Below are 18,206 nucleotides of genomic sequence, written 5' to 3' on the forward strand. Positions count from 1 at the left end.
CAACCAAAGCAATGCCAACCTTACATAAATCGGAACTGGGAAAATTACGGATTTACCTGACACCCACCGACAAGTTACCCGCACCGGGTTTGCTGGGACGACTGCTGGGCAAGCCGCTCGCCCGGGAGCTGATTCACCGGGCTAAAGCGGCCGGAATTCTCCATGCGACGATTCATCATTCGCAGTATGGCTATACCAACCGGGGCGCTTTACAGGACGATCATCCCGAACAGGGTAACCCCCGCTTGAATATTTACGTGGAGCTGATTGACCACAAGGACGCCCTGGAAGCTTTCTGCCAGCAACAGTATGCGCTGTTGCAACACAAAACGATGGTGTATAAAGCTGCTGAACACTGGTCTTTTCGCGACACACCTACTCCCTCATTAATCACTGACTACTCTTAATTCATACGACAATGGCTTTTCAAAACATACTCATGGCGGTTGATGCCAGTCCGTACTCCCTAAAATCGACGCAGGCTGGCTTTGATTTGGCCCGTTCCTGCGGGGCCGACGTAACGTTGATCTACGTTATTGACCCCGTACTGGAAATGGGTAACATCGACGGTGGTGAGTTTCCCGACCAGGCTCGTCAGCGCGAACGGGCGGCCGGGCAAACGCTCCTGGATAACTTGAAACAAAGCGCGGGTTCGGGCCTGACCGTTCAGACGCTGATGCCCGAGGGCAAACCCGAGGAAACGATCCTGGCTGCGGTTGAGGATGCAGGTGCCGATTTGCTGGTGATCGGCACTCATGACCGGAGTGGACTACTTCACCTGTTGCAGGGTAGTATGACCGATTACGTCCTGCGGCACAGTAAGGTCCCGGTGCTGGTCGTACCGACCCATCTGCAGGACTAAGCGTTTTAATCTCTAGTATTTATTATCTAAACAATTCATCATGAAAATTCAAGACATCAGTGCCCTCGAAGTATTGGACTCCCGGGGTAATCCAACCGTCGAAGCTCAAGTCATCCTGGAAGATGGGAGCTGGGGCCAGGCCATCGTTCCTTCAGGAGCCTCAACCGGCGAAAACGAAGCGGTGGAACTGCGCGATAACGACCCGCTTCGCTACGGCGGCAAGGGCGTTCGGCAGGCCGTTGCCAACATTCAGACCCAGATTCGGAACAGTTTAATTCAGCGCGATTTTATGGATCAGTCGCAACTAGATCATCAACTGATTGAACTGGATGGTACGCCGAACAAGACCCGATTGGGTGCCAATGCGATCCTGGCCGTTTCGATGGCCTTCGCCCGTGCTCAGGCTCAAGCACAGCAACTGCCGCTCTATCGTTACTTACAAGGGCCCTTTACCGAAGCCGTCTGGTTGCCTGTACCCTGCATGAACGTCATCAATGGCGGGCGCCATGCTGACAACAACGTTGATTTTCAGGAATTCATGATTGCCCCTCATCAAGCCGGGTCATTTGCGGAGGCCATTCAAATGGGCGAAACGGTTTTCCACACCCTCAAAGCGCTGCTCAAGCAACGCGGCCTGAGCACCGGCGTGGGCGATGAAGGTGGGTTTGCTCCCGACCTAAAAGCCAACGAAGAGGCCGTTGACCTGATCTTAGAGGCCATCACCCGGGCCGGGTACAAACCGGGTGAACAGGTCAGTTTATGCCTCGACCCGGCGGCCAGTGAACTCTGGCAGAATGGTCATTACCAATTGAGTAAAAGCACGGGTCAAATCTTATCTACGGAGGCCATGATCCGGCTCTGGGAGGACTGGACGCGTCAATATCCCATCGTTTCGCTGGAAGATGGCCTGGGTGAGCACGACTGGGAGGGCTGGAAAGCTCTGACTGCTACGCTTGGCCACCGGGTTGAGCTGGTGGGTGACGATATATTCTGTACCAACCCGGCACTGGTTCAGCAGGGAATCGACCAGAAAATAGGCAATGCGGTGCTCATCAAGCCCAACCAGATTGGCACAGTGACCCAGACACTCGATACGGTCAGGCTGGCGCAGCAAAATCAGTACCGAATCTTCATCTCGCACCGGAGCGGAGAGACCGTCGACACATTTATTGCCGATCTGGCGGTAGCGACCAGCGCAGGAGCCATTAAAACCGGGTCGGGTTGCAGGGGGGAACGGACCGAGAAGTTTAACCAGTTTTTGCGCATCGAGCATCGGCTGGGGGCGGCTGCTCGCTTTGCGGGCCGGGATGCGTTTGGGCAGTGATTGAATTCAAAACTCGTTAACAAGATGACAACGACTCACTTATTCCCAAACCACCAGCGTCGCCTGGGACCGTATTGCACGTGATTGAACTACGGCTGAATGAGCTGCAGGCTGATTTAACGAATGGAGCTAACGGGCTAACGTATCAGTTGGAACCAGCCCTTTCGGCCGATCAGCAAAAGTTGCTTAACCAGCAGATTCAGGCCATTCGAGACCTGATTGGTCAGCTTGTGCACAAATATGGCCTTTCGGCTCGTCGGCTTGCCTGGTCTCAACGACTCAATGCGTTAAGCTCGTCGCTTTGGGTCGATCTACAGGACAGCCGTTCGGATCAGATGCCAGGGTACGGCGCGTTTACAACCGATGAGCACCCAGCAGACAATGATCAGGATATAGGCCAGTTGATCGTGCTCATTCGAACGATTCAGACCTGATGAATCCTTGGTCAGACCTTGGCAGCAGGCGAAGAGATCGCCCTGCTTTTACCGTTACCTCCTGCACTGAAACGGGCGTAGGAGGTAACAACTTTAACCGCAAATCCTTACCGATCAACTGCTTATATTTTAATAGTTATTCCAATTCTACTGAACGGCAAAAAGGCTAAAAAGCTTCGCAAAAAAATGCGATTACTCGGTTTTGTGCGAAACTTTCGAATTCGTCAGTTATGCACTACCTATTACGTTAAATACTGGCTGGTTGCTCCTGCCCCCGCAAAAATCCCGTTTCGTCATGCCGGAAATGATACAATTTGGCAATATCCGTTCGCAGCCATTGCAGCACAGGAAGAGCAAATACAAGCAGAGCGCCAAATGTACCCGTTACGGGGGCCAGCCAGTAAAGCCAGTGGTCAGTCCAGATACCGCTCCAAACGGCGGGGCCAAAACTACGGGCTGGGTTGGCGCTGCACCCGGACAGGGGCGCTTCCAGACCGACCAGCACCGAAAACAATGGTGGTATCATGAAAGGGGTATAGGCTTTCAGTCGGTCATGGCTGGTGAACAGTAAAATCACGCAGATCAGACAAAACGTAACGAATGCTTCACCCGCAAATGCCGTCCCCACGTTATGTCCCGGTACGGTTATTCCTTCGCGTAGACTATCACCCATCGATCCCCATACCGCCAGCGCTCCCGCACCGAGCGTAGCGCCTGCTAGTTGAGCAATAATATAGCCAAACAACGCCCGCCATGGCAGTAAACCTCGTCCAAAAAAAGCGATAGTGACTGCTGGATTCAGATGCGCCCCGCTGATACGTCCCAGGGGCGACAACGTGATCAGGCACCCAACGCTGCCAAACAAAAAGCCGGTAACAAACCGACGCACCATCGCGTCAGGCACGTAACTGGCTACAATACTTCCAGGTCCGAAGTCAATAATGACAAACGATATGCCTCCGAAAACCAGCAAGGCCGTACCAATTCCTTCCGCGATTACCGCTTTCCACTCTTCTGGCTTCATTCAGGTTGTATACCCGGCAACCGGACAGATTCTATGAAGATGTATTGCTATCTTTCGGAAAGGCCGTTAAACAAAGATAACTGGTTTTGAAATGTATACCCGATGGTATTGCGAAAATGGGCAACCAGATTGCCCCCATTAGTCGCCGTGGCTAACTGACCTAGCAATATCACGTGTTTATCTAGTCAAACGGCCGATTCAGGATTGCATCAGAATTGGGCCTTACCTTTAGACTAGTCTGAAAAAATAAGGCGATGAAACTGCTGCTGATTGAAGATGAACCGGTATTGCAACAAACCATTCGAACCTACCTGGAGCGGGAAGGGTACCGGGTCACCACGGCCGATACCTTTTTGCAGGGCTCCCGGCGGGCTAACGACTACGAGTATGATTGTCTGCTGGTTGACATTACGCTGCCGGGGGGTAATGGACTGGACATTATCCGGGAGGTCAAACAGCTCCAGCCTCAGACGGGCATCATCATTATATCGGCGAAGGACGCGCTCGATGACCGCATTACGGGGCTGGACCTGGGGGCTGACGATTACCTGACTAAGCCCTTTCACCTATCGGAGTTGAACTCCCGGCTGAAATCTGTGCTGCGACGACGCTTATTTGCGGGCAGTCAGATCATTACCTTCGGTGCGCTGACGATTGATCCCCAACCCCAGCAGGTGCAGATTCAGGGGCAACCCGTTGAAATGACGGGTAAGCAATATGATCTATTACTATACTTGATCAGTAATAAAAACCGGCTATTATCGAAGGCGGCTATCGCCGAGCACGTCTGGGGTGATTCGATGGAATTAGCCGACTCACACGATTTTATCTACCAGCACGTCAAGAACTTACGAAAGAAATTGCTGGCCGCTGGTTGCCCGGATTACATCAAGACCCGTTACGGGGCAGGCTACTTATTTACGCTGGATACATGAAACTATTAGCCCTGACCTACCGGTACTACGCGGGACTGGCTTTGGGCGTGCTGGCCCTGAGCGTCCCCGTTTTTTACGGAATCATTCAGTGGTTGGTGATTGTCGATGTCGATGAAGCCTTATTGGCCCGCAAGCAGGAGATTCAACAGTTGGTAGTTAAACGGCCGGCTTCTACTCTACAGTATCTACCCTCAACGGACCCCAACATCCGGTTGTTACGGGTAGCCAGTTGTCCTGGTTCAGACTACTTTCATGATAAGGACTACTATTTACCCTTACTCCATGAACTCGAACCCCATCGGGAATTAGTCACCTGCCTGAAAGCCGGGGAAGAAGTCTATCAACTCTTTATTCGTCAGTCGCTGGTTGAAGAGGAGGATTTTATGCTAACCATTACCGGTTTGCAAACGGGCCTACTCCTGCTACTCTTACTAGGACTGGGACTGATTAACCGGCGGATTACCCGGTCACTTTGGCAACCTTTCACGGATGCCTTACGGCGGATACGCAACTTCCGGCTCGAAAGTGACCAGGCGCCCAGCTGGTCGACTACTGAGATCGATGAATTTCGGGAGTTGCATCAGTCCCTGACCACTCTATTGACCCGCAACCAGCAGGTGTACACTTCCCAGAAACAATTCACTGAAAATGCCTCTCACGAAATGCAGACGCCCCTGGCCATCATGTCGGCTGAACTGGAAGTGCTTTCGCAAACGGATGACTTGCCCGATGACGCGCTGGATCACGTGCAGAAAGCTGCCAGTGCCGTCAATCGACTGTCCCATATTAACCGGGCGCTATTGCTGCTCACTAAAATTGAAAATATGCAGTATGCCGAGGTGTGTCCCGTCGATATAGGGGCGTTGACCGCTCGATTACTCGACTGGTACGCGGATTTTATTGTCCACAAACAACTGACGTTCCGTCATTTGACGGCCCAGGACACCACCCTTTCGATGAATCCGCAGTTGGCGGACGTACTGGTGGGGAATCTGTTGAAAAATGCGATCCGGCATAACCAGCCAGGGGGCATGCTGACCTGTACGGTGTCCCGCACAATGCTTTGCATTGAGAACACGGGGGATCCGCTGCCCTTTCCGGCCAGCCAGCTCTTTGACCGTTTCGTTAAGAATCCCGCCCTCCCCGATGCGACGGGGCTAGGCCTGGCGATTGTCAAACAGATTGCCGACCGATATGGGCTTCCTCTTCGCTACCAGTTCAACGCAGACCAATCCATACACCGATTTGAGCTGGGGCTACAGCCAAGTCATAGTGCCGCTGACTCTATAATCTAATTCAAACGAGGACCGATTTAATTCAATTCATCTGTTTAAACTGACAACCTTATGAACATGCCAGCAACCGCTAAAGCCCCCATGCAGTCCGGTCATTACGGCCGCTTTTTTCTCATGCTAGGTGTCTCGTTCGTCGTCATGAATGCCCTGACGTACGCCAATCTGGAACAGGCTGACCATTTTTATTTAAGCACAAACCGGCTTTATGTGACCTTCCTGATGATCTCGGCCATGGCCCTTATTATGCTCGGCTTTATGCGGGCCATGTACACGGATCGACGCATGAATCAGCTCATTATCGGCGGTAGCGTGCTGGTATTTGCCACAGCTTTGTTCTGCATTCGGAATCAGGTATTAATCAACGATCAGCGGTTTATGCAGTCGATGATTCCCCATCATTCGATTGCCATCCTGGTCAGCAAACGGGCGGAGTTGAAAGACCCTGAAGTGAAAGAATTGGCCCAATCGATTATCACGGCGCAGGAGCGGGAAATTGCCCAGATGAAGCGGATACTGGTTCGCATGGACCAAAAATAGCTAAGTCGATGTGGTGGACATATGCTTTGCTGTCAGCCCTATTTGCCGCGCTGACGGCGGTGCTAGCGAAAGTCGGTATCAGAAACGTCAATACTGACCTGGCGACAGCCATTCGTACCCTTGTGATTCTGGTGGTGGCTTGGGGTCTGGTCTTTTGGCGGGGCGGTCTGGATGGGTTGCCTACGCTGACTCGTCAAAACTGGTTGTTTCTGGTATTATCCGGTATTGCCACGGGTCTATCCTGGATCTGTTATTTCAAAGCCCTGCAACTTGGCAAAGTGTCGCAGGTAGCTCCGGTCGATAAGCTCAGCGTCGCCATTGCGATTTTACTATCAGTGCTTTTTTTGGGTGAGGACTTAACCTGGAAAACAGCGCTGGGTGCTAGCCTCATCATTGGGGGCACGCTGGTGCTGATTCTTTAACCTCAAAGCTAGTTCTTTCATCCATATTTTTCAACAACTAACCCCGCAAATTTAAAATTAAATTTTAAATTTGCGGGGTCATGATTAATCGACTTATTGCACCTGAATTAGTAGACCTACTGGCGGATCGACCAGCCGTGGCCCTGGTTGGTCCCCGACAGGTAGGCAAGACAACCCTGGTCAATTCGCTGGCGGCTCAGTTTGAAACGCAGCCGCTTTATCTGGACTTAGAATCGAGTCAGGATCTGGCCCGTTTGCAGGATGCGGAATTGTATCTGTCCGACCGTCAGCGGCAACTCGTTATCATTGATGAAGTCCAGCGGATGCCCCAGTTATTTCCCCTACTACGTTCGCTGATTGATCGTCACCGGGTCGCGGGCCGTTTTTTACTATTGGGCTCTGCTTCTCCGCAACTGCTTCAGCAGAGTTCGGAGTCTCTGGCCGGTCGAATTGCTTACCTGGAACTGCAGCCATTAAGCTGGCCTGAGGTAAAGGAGCAACTCCCCTATCAAACCCACTGGCTGCGGGGCGGTTATCCAGATATGCTATTAGCCAATAGTGATCGATCTGCCATCCGACGAATGAATGATTTTATTCAAACCTATGTCGAACGGGATTTACCAGCTCTTGGCTTAGGGGCGTCACCCGCCCGGGTACGTACGCTGCTATCGATGCTGGTAAGTGTTCATGGAAATCAGTTGAATGTTTCCGAACTGGCCCGATCCCTGGGACTGAGTGTGCCCACCATTCAGCACTACCTGGACTTTCTGGAACAGGCGTTTCTCATTCGCCGATTACCCCCATATTTTGTCAACATTGGCAAACGTCTGGTCAAATCACCCAAGCTTTATCTGCGGGATAGTGGTATGTTTCACGCCTTGGCAGCCATTGGCTCACTGGAGGTGCTGAGTGGCAGTCTATACGTGGGTAGTTCCTGGGAGGGCTATGTTGTTCAGCAAGTCATGGCGACAATTGGCTATGATATCCAGCCCTATTTTTACCGGACGGCCGACGGCTCAGAGTTGGATATACTGCTGGTGCAGGGTACCAAGCCCGTCGTAGGCATTGAGATAAAATACACGAATGCGCCTACCCTGAGCCGGGGAAACTACATTGCCAGCCGGGATTTAGGCGATATTCCGTTGTTGGTCGTCACGCCGTCGGCTGACGATTTTCGGTTACAGGAGCACGTGCAGGTATGTAGTCTGCAAACTCTGTGGCAACACCTCAGTGCATACAGTGTTGTCGAGAAGCTATAGCAACCGGTCCGCTCGCCGATTTTGTCATTCCGTAAAAGTAGTGGCATCATTAACCGCTAAACCGTCCGGGCGATCTTCTCTCGGATACGGTGATGATTCTAAACGTCAGTAACGCATCAATAATTGATCAATGCCGCATCAAATAAACAGGTGAAAGCGGAAGAGAATCTGCCTAAAAAACCGCCATCATGCATACCCCCGTGCTGGAACCTGTGTAAATGGGCACTAAGGCCATGTTCTTTTTGTGAAAGACGACCCGGCGGAGCCATGGATAAAGTTGATAGACCAGCTCGGTTGAGCCGATACCCACCCCCGCACTAAAAAGAACGTCGGCCAGCCAGTGCCGGTTTTTCATTACCCGCAACGCGCCCACTGTCGTGGCCATACCGTAGCCTGCAACGCTGTACCAACCACTACGTTCGCCGTATTCTTGAGCCAGCAGGGCGGCACCCGTGAAGGCAAATGACGTATGGCCCGATGGGAATGACTCGTTACCTACGCCATCGGGCCGGGGGTAGGCAACGGTGTACTTTAGTCCCTGCGTAATCGCCTGTGCGACCCCGTGCGACAAAATAGTAAGAACCACCTGATCCCCAAAAGCGTGCTTTCCCTTTATCCCCAAAGCACCCAGACCCAACACGGCCAGTGTGGGCACAAACTGACCGACATCATCCACATGCGACGAAAAGCCGGGATACCGTCCAACTACCTCTGATTGAACATGGCGGCTGATAGCTCCCTGCGTGATCAGCCCCGCCGTCATCAAGCCAACGGGTACGATGTAGGCCGAGGGTTGAAAAACCGCGCTGGTTGCGGCCGCAGACGCACGGGTTGTATCGGACTGAGCCTGGGTGACAGAAAGCGGAAAAGTCGTCAGGATGACTAAAAAAATAAGCTGTTTCATCATCGGGTGTCCTCTATGGTTTTAAAGCCTGATAGTCGCGGCAACGACCATCAGGCTTTCATGAAATCTACTGGCCGATCTTTTTCACCGGTTTGCCCTCGGCGGTAAACAGGTAATCCTTACCCCCCGATTCAGCCTCATAATAACGTTTCCCCATCGCATCGGTAATTTCGGCCGCTTCGGCAATGGGTTTTTTCTGACCATCCATATAGCTTCGCACGGATTGGGGAAGCTTCGCTACCGAAATTTCCGTTTCAAGTTCGATTTGCTGACCGTCTGGGTTGAAAAGCGCCGATTTTTTTTCGCCGTTCAACGTGAATGACACTTCCCAATCTTTTCCTTCCCGATCCCACTTTACCTGCCTGGCTGTAGCGTACGTATTCGTAAACGCCGTTTTTACGGTCCGCGGCACCCGGTTGGTACTCGCTGACTGGGCTGACCCATCAGTGAATGTCGCGCCCAAAAGCAGGGCGCTGACAATGACATACGTTTTCATGATTCGATCCTTGCTGTTGGTTATGGCAGTAAACCTACAACCCAAATCTGATGCAATCCTGATGGGAGAATACGATGCCTTACCAATGCTACCTGGACTCCGCTGTTATCAGATTTCCGATAGAATTCACCACTAGGTTTGCCAAGTCTTCACGCTGTTTTCGTAAACCAGATCAAAACTTTATGAGGCATTTAACTCCTTTAGTACTCTTGCTTGGTACACTAACGGGTACAATACAGGCCCAATTAATTCCGGCAAAACAGGTACCTATACCGGTTCAACAGGCACTTAGAAAACTTCATCCAGCGGTACAGCATCTCCAGTGGGAACGAGCGGCCCCGTACTACGAAGCCATTTTTACCCTCAACCAGAACCACCGGGCTATCAAATTCGACGTGAAGGGCCAAGTAGCCGAAACCGAAGTAGGAATACCCATTACCAGCCTGCCGCCAGTCATCTCAACGTACATAAAGCAGCATTACCCGAATGAACGGATGCAGGCGGCTGAAACCGTGACGAAAGCGAATGGGAGCATGCACTATGAGATTCGGATCACGGGCATGGAGGTCGTTTTTGATAAGGCGGGTACATATATCGAAGAAGAGAAAGATTGATCATGGACAGACATCCCTGGTTTTCCAAGCTAACGACGTTACTGGCGCTATCCCTGCAGTTGGGCATGGGAGTCGTACGGGCGCAGGTGGCGCAACGGGGCATAACGTACTATGTCGAGTCCGCCCGGCAGACCTCCCCGCTCCTGCTCGACAACCGGAATCAGCTACAGGCCAATGCTCTCGAAGCCCAGCGGCTTCAAGCCCTGTACACAAAGCCTTTAGTCCAGTTGACCGGAGCGGCCCAGTTCGCCCCCATTGTCTCTACCGACAACGGGGGCGTCAGGCCGGAGCTAAACTCGCGCGGGGCTGACCAGTATATTGGGTATGATCTGGCCGTCTCAAACGGGGGGCTCTATCAGGGCCTGATTAGCGTGAACCAACCCCTTTCCAATCTTTTTCGCGCCAAAGCCTACGCCGAACCGTTTGTCCTGGCTTCCCAGATTGGGCAGACAGTAATTCGGCTTGGCCAGCACGATGTCGAACGGGCCGTTACCGACCAGTATATTCTTTGTTTGCAGGACCGCCTACAGGTGCAATACACCGATAGTTTACTGCAACTGATGGCTGAGCAGCGGGGCATCGTGCGAAAATTCGTTGAATCGTCGCTACTCAAGCAATCGGATCTGACGCTGGTAGACATCGAAACGGAAACACAACGGAATCTACGGGTCGGCTATCAGACCGCTTATCGGCGCGATGTGCTGGAACTCAATGCCCTGAGTGGTCTTACCGATACGACGGTCGTTGAACTGGCTCCCCTGCAGTTGATGATGAATGCTGACATCGGGCCGGTTGAATCCGGCTTTACCCGGCGGTATGCGCTGGACAGTTTAGCGCTAGGGGCTCAGCAAACCATTTTTGAGTTGCGCTATAAGCCACAATGGAATTTTATCGCTAACGGTGGGCTTAATACGTCCTACTTACCTGATTTGCCTCGCCGATTCGGATTTAGCGCGGGTGTGTCGCTCATCTGGACGCTCTACGATGGTCACCAAAAACTCCTGAACGCCCAGCGAACGGCCATTCTCCAGCAAAGCTATGGCAACTACCGCCGGTTCGCGATCAATCAAAATGGCGTGCGTCGGGAGCGGATACGGGGAGAGCTTCGGGGGCTGGAGAGTCGCCTGCTCGTCTACCAGCAGCAAATCGCGGGGTACCAATCGGTATTGGCTTCCTATCGCCGGGAGCTGTTGCAGGGGCAACTTCCCATCATCAACTACATCACGGTCGTCAAAAATATGGTAGCCGTCCGCCGGGATGCCCTACTCCTCGAATCCAACCGACAACTCCTCATCAATGCGTTCAATTATTATAACTGGTAGCCTCTGGCTTACCCTGCTCGTGGCGCTGGCTTCCTGTAGCTCCTCCGAACAGACTAATTCCACGACAACTCAGGATCAGATTTCTCCCTGCACGCCGGTGACGGTACAATCAATAGAGCGGGGCGGTATCAGCAACAGTCTGACCCTGTTTGGTACTACCCTCTACCTGCGCCGGAACGCCGTAACGGCACCCGTAGCCGCCTTTATAGCCAAGGTCTATATCAGTTTAGGGCAGCGGGTGAAAGCGGGTCAACCGCTCTATCAGCTCGAAACCAAAGAGCGTCGGGCCTTGGGTAATTTATCCGTTGGGGGCGACTCAGCACTATTAGGGCGAATCATCGTCAAGGCGTCCTCGGGTGGTCTGATCAGTACTTTCGATAAGCAACAGACCGGCGATTATGTCCTGGAAGGTACTCAGCTTTGTACTATTGCCGAGGATAATGCGCTAGCTGTTCAGGTCAACGTTCCCTATGAGTACCAGGCATTGGCCAAACCAGGACGTAGATGCCGGGTTCGACTGCCCGATGGGCGCGCTCTGACCGCTATCTTCCAGACGCCTTTGACGACAGTCAATGCACTGGCCCAGACCCAGAGCGTGCTGGCCCGTATGACAAGTTCGGTACCCTTGCCCGAAAACCTCACCGTGCAGGTCGATGTGACGAGCCAGGCCAATGCGCAGGCTCAACTGTTGCCTAAAGCCGCCATACTCAGTGATGAAATGCTCCAGCATTTTTGGGTCATGAGACTAATTAACGACAGTATCGCCGTTAAAGTCCCCGTGCAGTTGGGCGAAAAGACCACGACGACTGTCGAAGTGAAAAGCCCAATTTTTGGGACTGGCGATCGGATCATCACAGAAGGCAACTATGGCCTGCCTGATACGGCCCGGGTGCAGATAAACGCTAAGCAGCTATGATCGAACAACCAACCGTATCGGAGCCCGTTCGTCGACCCGACCAACCCAAACGGTCGTATTTCGAGGTGTTTAGCCGCCCCATTCTGTTTACGGGCGTGTTGCTGCTGCTGGCGGGTATCTACGCCTACACCCGGATGCAGACCAATCTGTTTCCCGAAGTGTTGTTTCCGCGCGTGTCCATCATTGCCGACAATGGGCAGCAGCCCATCGACCGGATGATGATTACGGTTACCAAACCCTTGGAAAGCGCCGTGAAAAAGGTCAATGGGGTAACCATCGTGAAAACCAGCACCAGCCGGGGTAGTTGCACCATTGACGTGTTTTTTGAGTGGGGGCAGAATATCTACACCCAGAAGACGCAGGTGGAAAGTCGCATCAACGAGATTCGTAATTTTCTGCCACCCGGGGTGAACCTGTCCATCGAAGCCATGAACCAGTCCCTGTTTCCGGTCTATGGATTCACGTTGGAAAGTGATCGGACCGCGCTAGGTCGACACGGACTGGTGGCGTTGCGTGACAAGGCGAACCTGTTGGTCCGGCCTATCTTCTCCCAGGTACCCGGCATTTCCAATGTCGTGGTGCGGGGTGGCAAGGCCAAGGAGGTTGTCATTCTGCCCGATGCAGTCAAAATGGCCTCGGTCAATCTATCGATTTCGGCGCTGATGACGGCCATCAATGCCAACAACAGTGTCCTTTCTAACGGGTATATGGTCGATTACCGACGACTCTATCTGACCCTGACTGATATCCGTGTGCTGGATGTCGATGCATTAGGGGCACTGATTGTCAAAAATGACGGCACCCGGATTGTTCATCTGTCCGAAGTGGCCCGCATCGAAGTCCAGGAGCAGCAGCAGGAATTTCTGGTAGTCAATGCCAACGGCCATCAGGCAGTTCAGATTGATCTGGTCAAACAGCCAGGTATCAATTTGATTGATTTCGCCAAAAACGCTGAGGCTAAAGCCGTTGAAATAAACCGGATTCTGCCCAAAGGCATGCACGTCAAGCCGTACTATAATCAATCGGCTTTCGTGGGCGATAGCATTCACAGCGTAATTAAAACGATCTATGAAGGGTTGATTCTGGCTATTCTGGTGATGATCGTCTTTTTGCGATCCTGGCGGGCCTCAATGGTGGTGCTACTGACCATTCCTGTTACGCTGGCTTTTACGGTGCTGGTACTGTTCGTAGTGGGCATTACGATTAACATTATGTCGCTGGGGGCCATAGCAGCCTCAATCGGTTTGATCATCGATGATGCCATTGTTATTATCGAGCAGATTTACCGGGGACATGAAGAGGAACCCAGGAAGAATAAATTTGCCGTCGTGCAGGAAGCAATTCATACCCTTTTTCCGGCCATGGTTGGCTCTTCGCTCAGTACCATCGTCATTCACTTTCCGTTCCGATTGATGAGTGGACTGGCCGGTAGTTTCTTCCGGGAACTGTCGGATACGATGCAGATCACAATGGTTTGCTCATTTCTGGTAACCTGGCTTCTGCTGCCGGTGCTGCATCTGCTAATTGGCTTTAAGCTGCCGGGGCCGCGTTCGGCGAAAAATGCCAAACCGATTGACGAGGCCGCTAACGTTCGTCAGCTAAGCTGGCTAACGAACCTGTTCACCAAACCGCTAATCTCCCTCGTATTTGTGGGTTTACTGGGTGTTGGTACCTGGTGGTCTTACAGTCGATTGGAAACGGGCTTTCTGCCCGATCTGGATGAAGGTACGATCGTACTGGACTACTTTACGCCCCCTGGCACCTCCATTCAGGAAACGGACCGGATACTGCGGGAAGCGGAAAAAATCATTGCCACTCACTCCGACGTAGCTACCTACTCGCGCCGAACGGGTATCCGAATGGCCTTTAAGGGCGTACCTCCCAACTTTGGTGATTATTCCATTCAGTTAAAATCGACTCGTACAAAAACCACCGTTCAGGTTATTGACGAATTGCGCACGCGCATTCACGCCGTGGAGCCGGTTTTAGCTATCTCCTTTGGTCAGCGCATTGCCGACTTGCTGGGTGATTTGATGAGCACCTCCCAGCCAATTGAGATCAAGCTGTTTGGCGATAATTATGCACTGCTTCAGCGTTTATCCAAACAGGCATCGGGAATACTCGAAAAGGTGCCGGGCATCGTCGATGTGAACGATGGTCTGGTGGAAGCGGGGCCATCACTGGTCTTCGAGCCAGATCAGGAAAAATTAAGTCAGTATAAGATTGGGCTAACCGATTTTCAAACGCAGTTAACAGCCTATACGAGCGGGGTGGCCCTGGGACCTAATGCTGCCCAGCCAGTCCCATCACCGGCACAGGCCGCGCTAACGGCGGGTATTCAGGTGGGTTCGTTTCAGGACGGGGAGCAGATGCGTCGGATGGTACTTCGGTTTTCCAACTTTACTGCGAATGATCTGGATAAAATGCGCAACGTGTTGATCTTTCTGCCCGATGGCACCACACGCCCCCTATCGTTTTTCTGTACCGTGAGCGTACTGGCGGGTGAAATAGAGCAGCGCCGGGAGGATCTTAAATCGACTGTTGTGCTCACGGCCCGGCTGGATGCACGTGATCTAGGTAGCGCCATTAAAGAGATTCAGACCCAATTTACTCAGAAATTACCCTTACCACAAGGCTATACGATCGGCTACGGCGGAGCCTATTCGGAACAACAACAATCTTTCAGAGAATTGCTATTGATTCTGACACTGGCCTCACTGTTGGTGCTGGCCGTTCTGATGTTCTTATTCAAAGACTGGTGGCTGTCAGTGCTGGTGTTAGTGTTGTCGCTACTAGGAATTACAGGTTGTATTGCGGCTCTTTTTCTGACGAATATTCCCCTGAACGTCAGTAGTTATACCGGTATTATCATGATCGTGGGAATCATTGCGGAGAACGCCATTTTTACCGTCAATCAGTTTGAGCACACGCTGGCCCGCACCGGCGACGTGGAGGCATCGGTTAACTACGCCATTGCTTTGCGATTGAGACCTAAACTGATGACAGCCATTGGTGCCATTCTGGCCTTAATGCCCTTGGCCCTTGGTTTTGGACTAGGAGCTCAGATGCAGCAGCCCCTGGCCGTAGCCGTCATTGGGGGCTTTGTCGTGGGGCTGCCGCTGCTATTACTGGTTTTGCCGACTCTATTGCGACTGCTTTATGACTGGAAAAACTCTATGTCTGTGCACCCGTTATAGAAAGCAAAGTATTAATCAATCAGCTTCATTGGTCTGTTCTATGAGAACTATAAAATATAAATGGCTCCCAGCGTTCATACTAAGTGGTTGGTTATGGATGCTGTCAGCCTGTAGTCCGCAGGCTCAATCAAATCCTACTCCCACGTCGGTAACGCTTCACCTATTAGCCGACGGCACAACTGATCAGGCCAAATCCCTGCAACAAACCATTGACTCCTGCGGAGCGGCCGGGGGTGGTACGCTGATTGTACCAGCCGGAAGATACCTGATCAGTCCTATCAGCCTGCGCAGCCGCGTTAATTTGCAACTGGCTTCAGGAGCCACGCTACTGGCCAGTACCAACGCGGCCGACTATACTCCTAAACTACCCAACCTAATCAATGGCGATTCCCTGACCGACGTGAGTCTAACCGGCACAGGTACCATTGACGGTAATGGGGCCGTCTGGTGGCAACGGTTTATCGACAGTGGTAAAACCCTGAACCGGCCACGCCTGATTTACCTGACCCGCTCCAGAAACGTAACCATCGATGGGCTGACGCTGATTAATTCGCCGTCGTTTCATCTGGTTCCCAGTCAGTGCCAGAACGTAACGATTCAGAACCTGACCATCACCGCCCCGTCCGACTCCCCCAACACGGACGGCATCGACCCAGCCAACTGCACCCACGTCCTGATCCAGAACTGCACCATTGACAATGGCGACGATAACATTGCTATCAAAGGCGGACGCAGTAATGGGCAGATCGTTCAACCCTGCCAGGATATCCAGATTCGGAACTGCCGGTTTCTGCACGGGCATGGCTTATCAGTAGGGAGTGAAACCTCCAGTGGGGTATCGAGTGTCTCGGTAACCAACTGCACGTTCACCGGTACGACCAATGGTATTCGCATTAAGTCGCAACCAGGATTGGGTGGGGCCATTCAGAACCTGTCGTACAGTCAGATTACCATGACCAACGTGACTAATCCGTTGATCATCGATCTGGCCTATTCGCTCAATAGTAACAATGGCTACGCGAGTGACATCCCGTCGGTGTCGGGCCTGACCATCGACCAACTAAGTGTGACGGGCGCCAAAAACGCGGGGGGTCTGGTAGGGTCGACCAATAGCCTGCTCCAGAACCTGACTTTATCAAACCTGCAAATCAGCGCCCAGACGGGACTGGTGTTGCAAAACGCCCGCAATATAACGATGAGCGCCTACCGTATTCAGGTTAGCAGTGGGCAGTCGGTCATTGCTCAGAACGCTACGGGTACTGGCTTTTGATGAAATAACGGCTTCGTGCTTCAACCAATTTTTAGTAGGTTTATCGAGTTGGTAGCGAATTTATGGATGCTGATTAGTTGGGCAAATGCAGGTAAACGAAGAAGTGATTCTGTTTTTTTTCGTCCTTAAATGGCTGGCCGCATCTGGCTTTATCTTGTTTATCCATTACGTCATTGAGCAGAGTAATCACTATCAACACGTTTTCTATCTGCTGCCGCTTAGTTTCTTTGCCGCTAATCTGCTCAGTCAATTCGTACTCAAACAGCATATTGGCACTGACGCTTTAATTGCCGCGATCTACAAAAATTACGGGAAAATTCAGGGGAGCTTCGTGCCCACCAAGATTGTGAACGTTAGCCTGATTCTGGCAACGGGCGGGTCCGCCGGTAAGGAAAGTCCCTGCGCACAGATTGGGGCCGGCCTGGGCAGCGTTTGTGCCAATTTGTTACAGGTGGATGACGTAGGCCGGCGTAAAATGGTGCTTTGCGGCTTCTGCCCTGGCTTCGCCTGCGTCTTTGGGGCACCCATTGCCGGGGCGTTGTTTGGGATCGAAGTACTTACGGTGGGTGTTATTCTTTATGAAGTCCTGCTACCCGCTTTTGTAGCTTCTCTCACCGCTTACCAGATCTCCTCAGCGCTGGGCGTTAGCTTTTTTTACTACCCGCTCCGATTTGTGCCCGCTTTCGGCCAAGACTTTTTTCTTCAGTTATTGGGCGGAGGGATTTTATTTGGGCTGTGCGCATACGGACTGATTCGGGCCATTCAGGCCAGCACGGCGCTAACAAATGCCATTCCCATCTGGCGACCGTGGAAGGGGTTATTGGGCGGTTTGTTATTGGTCGGCCTGACGCTTTTGTTTTCGCGCAACTACCTTGGCCTAGGCCTTGATTTGATGGAAAACTGCATCAAAGGGCATCCCGTTGCGTCGTACACGTTTCTATTAAAAGCGCTGTTTACCATTATTACTCTCAGCATCAGCCGGAGTGGAAGTGTTATCACGCCCGTTCTGTTTATTGGGGCAACTGCCGGTAGTTTCTACGCGGATATTGTCGGGGCGGATTGCTCGACGTTTGCGGCTATTGGTTTTGTGAGCCTGCTGTCGGGGGCGGCTAATACGCCCATTGCCTGTAGCATTCTGGCCATTGAGTTGTTTGGAGCCACCGTCGCGCCCTACGCAGCGGTCGCCTGCGTGATCAATTTTCTGATGTCGGGGCACCGAAGTTTGTACGCTTCCCAGGTCCTGGGCACCCCTAAATCACGGGCGATTCAGGATTACGTAGGCAAGGAACTTAAGGATCTGAACGCGCATCCCTCGGACGTAGATATTCAATTACCTACCTGGTTACGATTTTTAAAGAACGTACGGCGAAAGCATTAACCAACAGTCCCATGAAC

18 protein-coding genes are annotated in these 18,206 nt (G+C 52.2%); 15 read left to right on the top strand and 3 right to left on the bottom strand.

All coding sequences use genetic code 11. The annotated features are described in order from the left end of the window. Positions 1-11: 11 nt before the first annotated feature. The 4 genes from NT073_RS05415 (at position 12) to NT073_RS05430 (ending at position 2,620) form a co-directional block, all read left to right on the top strand. On the top strand, positions 12-407 hold the full coding sequence (locus NT073_RS05415; RefSeq protein WP_012931392.1) for a DUF190 domain-containing protein: 396 nt from the start codon (positions 12-14) through the stop codon (positions 405-407). Between the two features lie 11 nt (positions 408-418). Then, the gene (locus NT073_RS05420; RefSeq protein ID WP_012931391.1) at positions 419-862 is read left to right on the top strand and encodes a universal stress protein; all 444 of its coding nucleotides are present in this window, start codon (positions 419-421) and stop codon (positions 860-862) included. Between the two features lie 37 nt (positions 863-899). Beyond that, positions 900-2,186 carry a phosphopyruvate hydratase gene (gene eno / locus NT073_RS05425; RefSeq protein ID WP_297370129.1) on the top strand — a complete coding sequence of 429 codons (1,287 nt, stop codon included), beginning with the start codon at positions 900-902 and terminating at the stop codon, positions 2,184-2,186. 80 nt (positions 2,187-2,266) lie between these two features. After that, on the top strand, positions 2,267-2,620 hold the full coding sequence (locus tag NT073_RS05430) for a hypothetical protein (protein ID WP_012931389.1): 354 nt from the start codon (positions 2,267-2,269) through the stop codon (positions 2,618-2,620). A 247-nt stretch (positions 2,621-2,867) separates the two neighbouring features. Here NT073_RS05430 and NT073_RS05435 read toward each other — a convergent pair whose 3' ends face one another. Continuing rightward, positions 2,868-3,644: an aquaporin gene (locus NT073_RS05435; RefSeq protein WP_012931388.1), complete on the bottom strand. Its 777-nt coding sequence runs from the start codon at positions 3,642-3,644 to the stop codon at positions 2,868-2,870. Between the two features lie 254 nt (positions 3,645-3,898). Here NT073_RS05435 and NT073_RS05440 point away from each other — a divergent pair, with 254 nt between their 5' ends. From NT073_RS05440 to NT073_RS05460, 5 genes are all read left to right on the top strand, one after another. Then, positions 3,899-4,579, top strand: coding sequence for a response regulator transcription factor (locus NT073_RS05440; RefSeq protein WP_012931387.1), 681 nt, complete (start codon positions 3,899-3,901; stop codon positions 4,577-4,579). Continuing rightward, complete coding sequence (locus NT073_RS05445) at positions 4,576-5,874, top strand: HAMP domain-containing sensor histidine kinase (protein ID WP_297369923.1); 1,299 nt, start codon at positions 4,576-4,578, stop codon at positions 5,872-5,874. The genes NT073_RS05440 and NT073_RS05445 overlap by 4 nt, the downstream gene beginning before the upstream one ends. 51 nt (positions 5,875-5,925) lie before the next feature. Continuing rightward, positions 5,926-6,411, top strand: a complete 486-nt coding sequence (locus tag NT073_RS05450; RefSeq protein ID WP_012931385.1) for a DUF305 domain-containing protein — start codon at positions 5,926-5,928, stop codon at positions 6,409-6,411. An 8-nt stretch (positions 6,412-6,419) separates the two neighbouring features. Further along, a complete protein-coding gene (locus NT073_RS05455; RefSeq protein WP_012931384.1) occupies positions 6,420-6,833 on the top strand; it encodes an EamA family transporter in 414 nt (137 codons plus the stop codon). Between the two features lie 80 nt (positions 6,834-6,913). After that, positions 6,914-8,092 (top strand): ATP-binding protein, encoded by a 1,179-nt coding sequence (locus NT073_RS05460; protein WP_297369930.1) that lies wholly within the window; start codon positions 6,914-6,916, stop codon positions 8,090-8,092. Positions 8,093-8,264: 172 nt separating this feature from the next. On the opposite strand, the gene NT073_RS05465 is transcribed toward NT073_RS05460, so the two are convergent. Both NT073_RS05465 and NT073_RS05470 read right to left on the bottom strand, forming a co-directional pair. Further along, on the bottom strand, positions 8,265-8,996 hold the full coding sequence (locus NT073_RS05465; protein ID WP_297369933.1) for a phosphatase PAP2 family protein: 732 nt from the start codon (positions 8,994-8,996) through the stop codon (positions 8,265-8,267). 67 nt (positions 8,997-9,063) lie between these two features. Next, a complete protein-coding gene (locus NT073_RS05470) occupies positions 9,064-9,492 on the bottom strand; it encodes a hypothetical protein (RefSeq protein WP_012931381.1) in 429 nt (142 codons plus the stop codon). Between the two features lie 209 nt (positions 9,493-9,701). Here NT073_RS05470 and NT073_RS05475 point away from each other — a divergent pair, with 209 nt between their 5' ends. The 6 genes from NT073_RS05475 (at position 9,702) to NT073_RS05500 (ending at position 18,189) form a co-directional block, all read left to right on the top strand. Next, positions 9,702-10,106, top strand: coding sequence for a PepSY-like domain-containing protein (locus NT073_RS05475; RefSeq protein WP_041618072.1), 405 nt, complete (start codon positions 9,702-9,704; stop codon positions 10,104-10,106). A gap of 2 nt (positions 10,107-10,108) precedes the next feature. Further along, positions 10,109-11,428 carry a hypothetical protein gene (locus tag NT073_RS05480; protein WP_297369944.1) on the top strand — a complete coding sequence of 440 codons (1,320 nt, stop codon included), beginning with the start codon at positions 10,109-10,111 and terminating at the stop codon, positions 11,426-11,428. Continuing rightward, a complete protein-coding gene (locus NT073_RS05485) occupies positions 11,403-12,344 on the top strand; it encodes an HlyD family efflux transporter periplasmic adaptor subunit (RefSeq protein WP_012931378.1) in 942 nt (313 codons plus the stop codon). The genes NT073_RS05480 and NT073_RS05485 overlap by 26 nt, the downstream gene beginning before the upstream one ends. Further along, positions 12,341-15,541 (top strand): efflux RND transporter permease subunit, encoded by a 3,201-nt coding sequence (locus NT073_RS05490; protein WP_297369947.1) that lies wholly within the window; start codon positions 12,341-12,343, stop codon positions 15,539-15,541. Before NT073_RS05485 ends, NT073_RS05490 begins: the two co-directional genes overlap by 4 nt. Positions 15,542-15,581: 40 nt before the next feature. Next, the gene (locus NT073_RS05495; protein ID WP_297369950.1) at positions 15,582-16,811 is read left to right on the top strand and encodes a glycosyl hydrolase family 28 protein; all 1,230 of its coding nucleotides are present in this window, start codon (positions 15,582-15,584) and stop codon (positions 16,809-16,811) included. A gap of 85 nt (positions 16,812-16,896) precedes the next feature. Then, positions 16,897-18,189, top strand: coding sequence for a chloride channel protein (locus tag NT073_RS05500; protein WP_297369953.1), 1,293 nt, complete (start codon positions 16,897-16,899; stop codon positions 18,187-18,189). Positions 18,190-18,206: the final 17 nt, after the last annotated feature.

This window comes from Spirosoma sp., assembly GCF_026391055.1.
GTDB lineage: Bacteria > Bacteroidota > Bacteroidia > Cytophagales > Spirosomataceae > Spirosoma.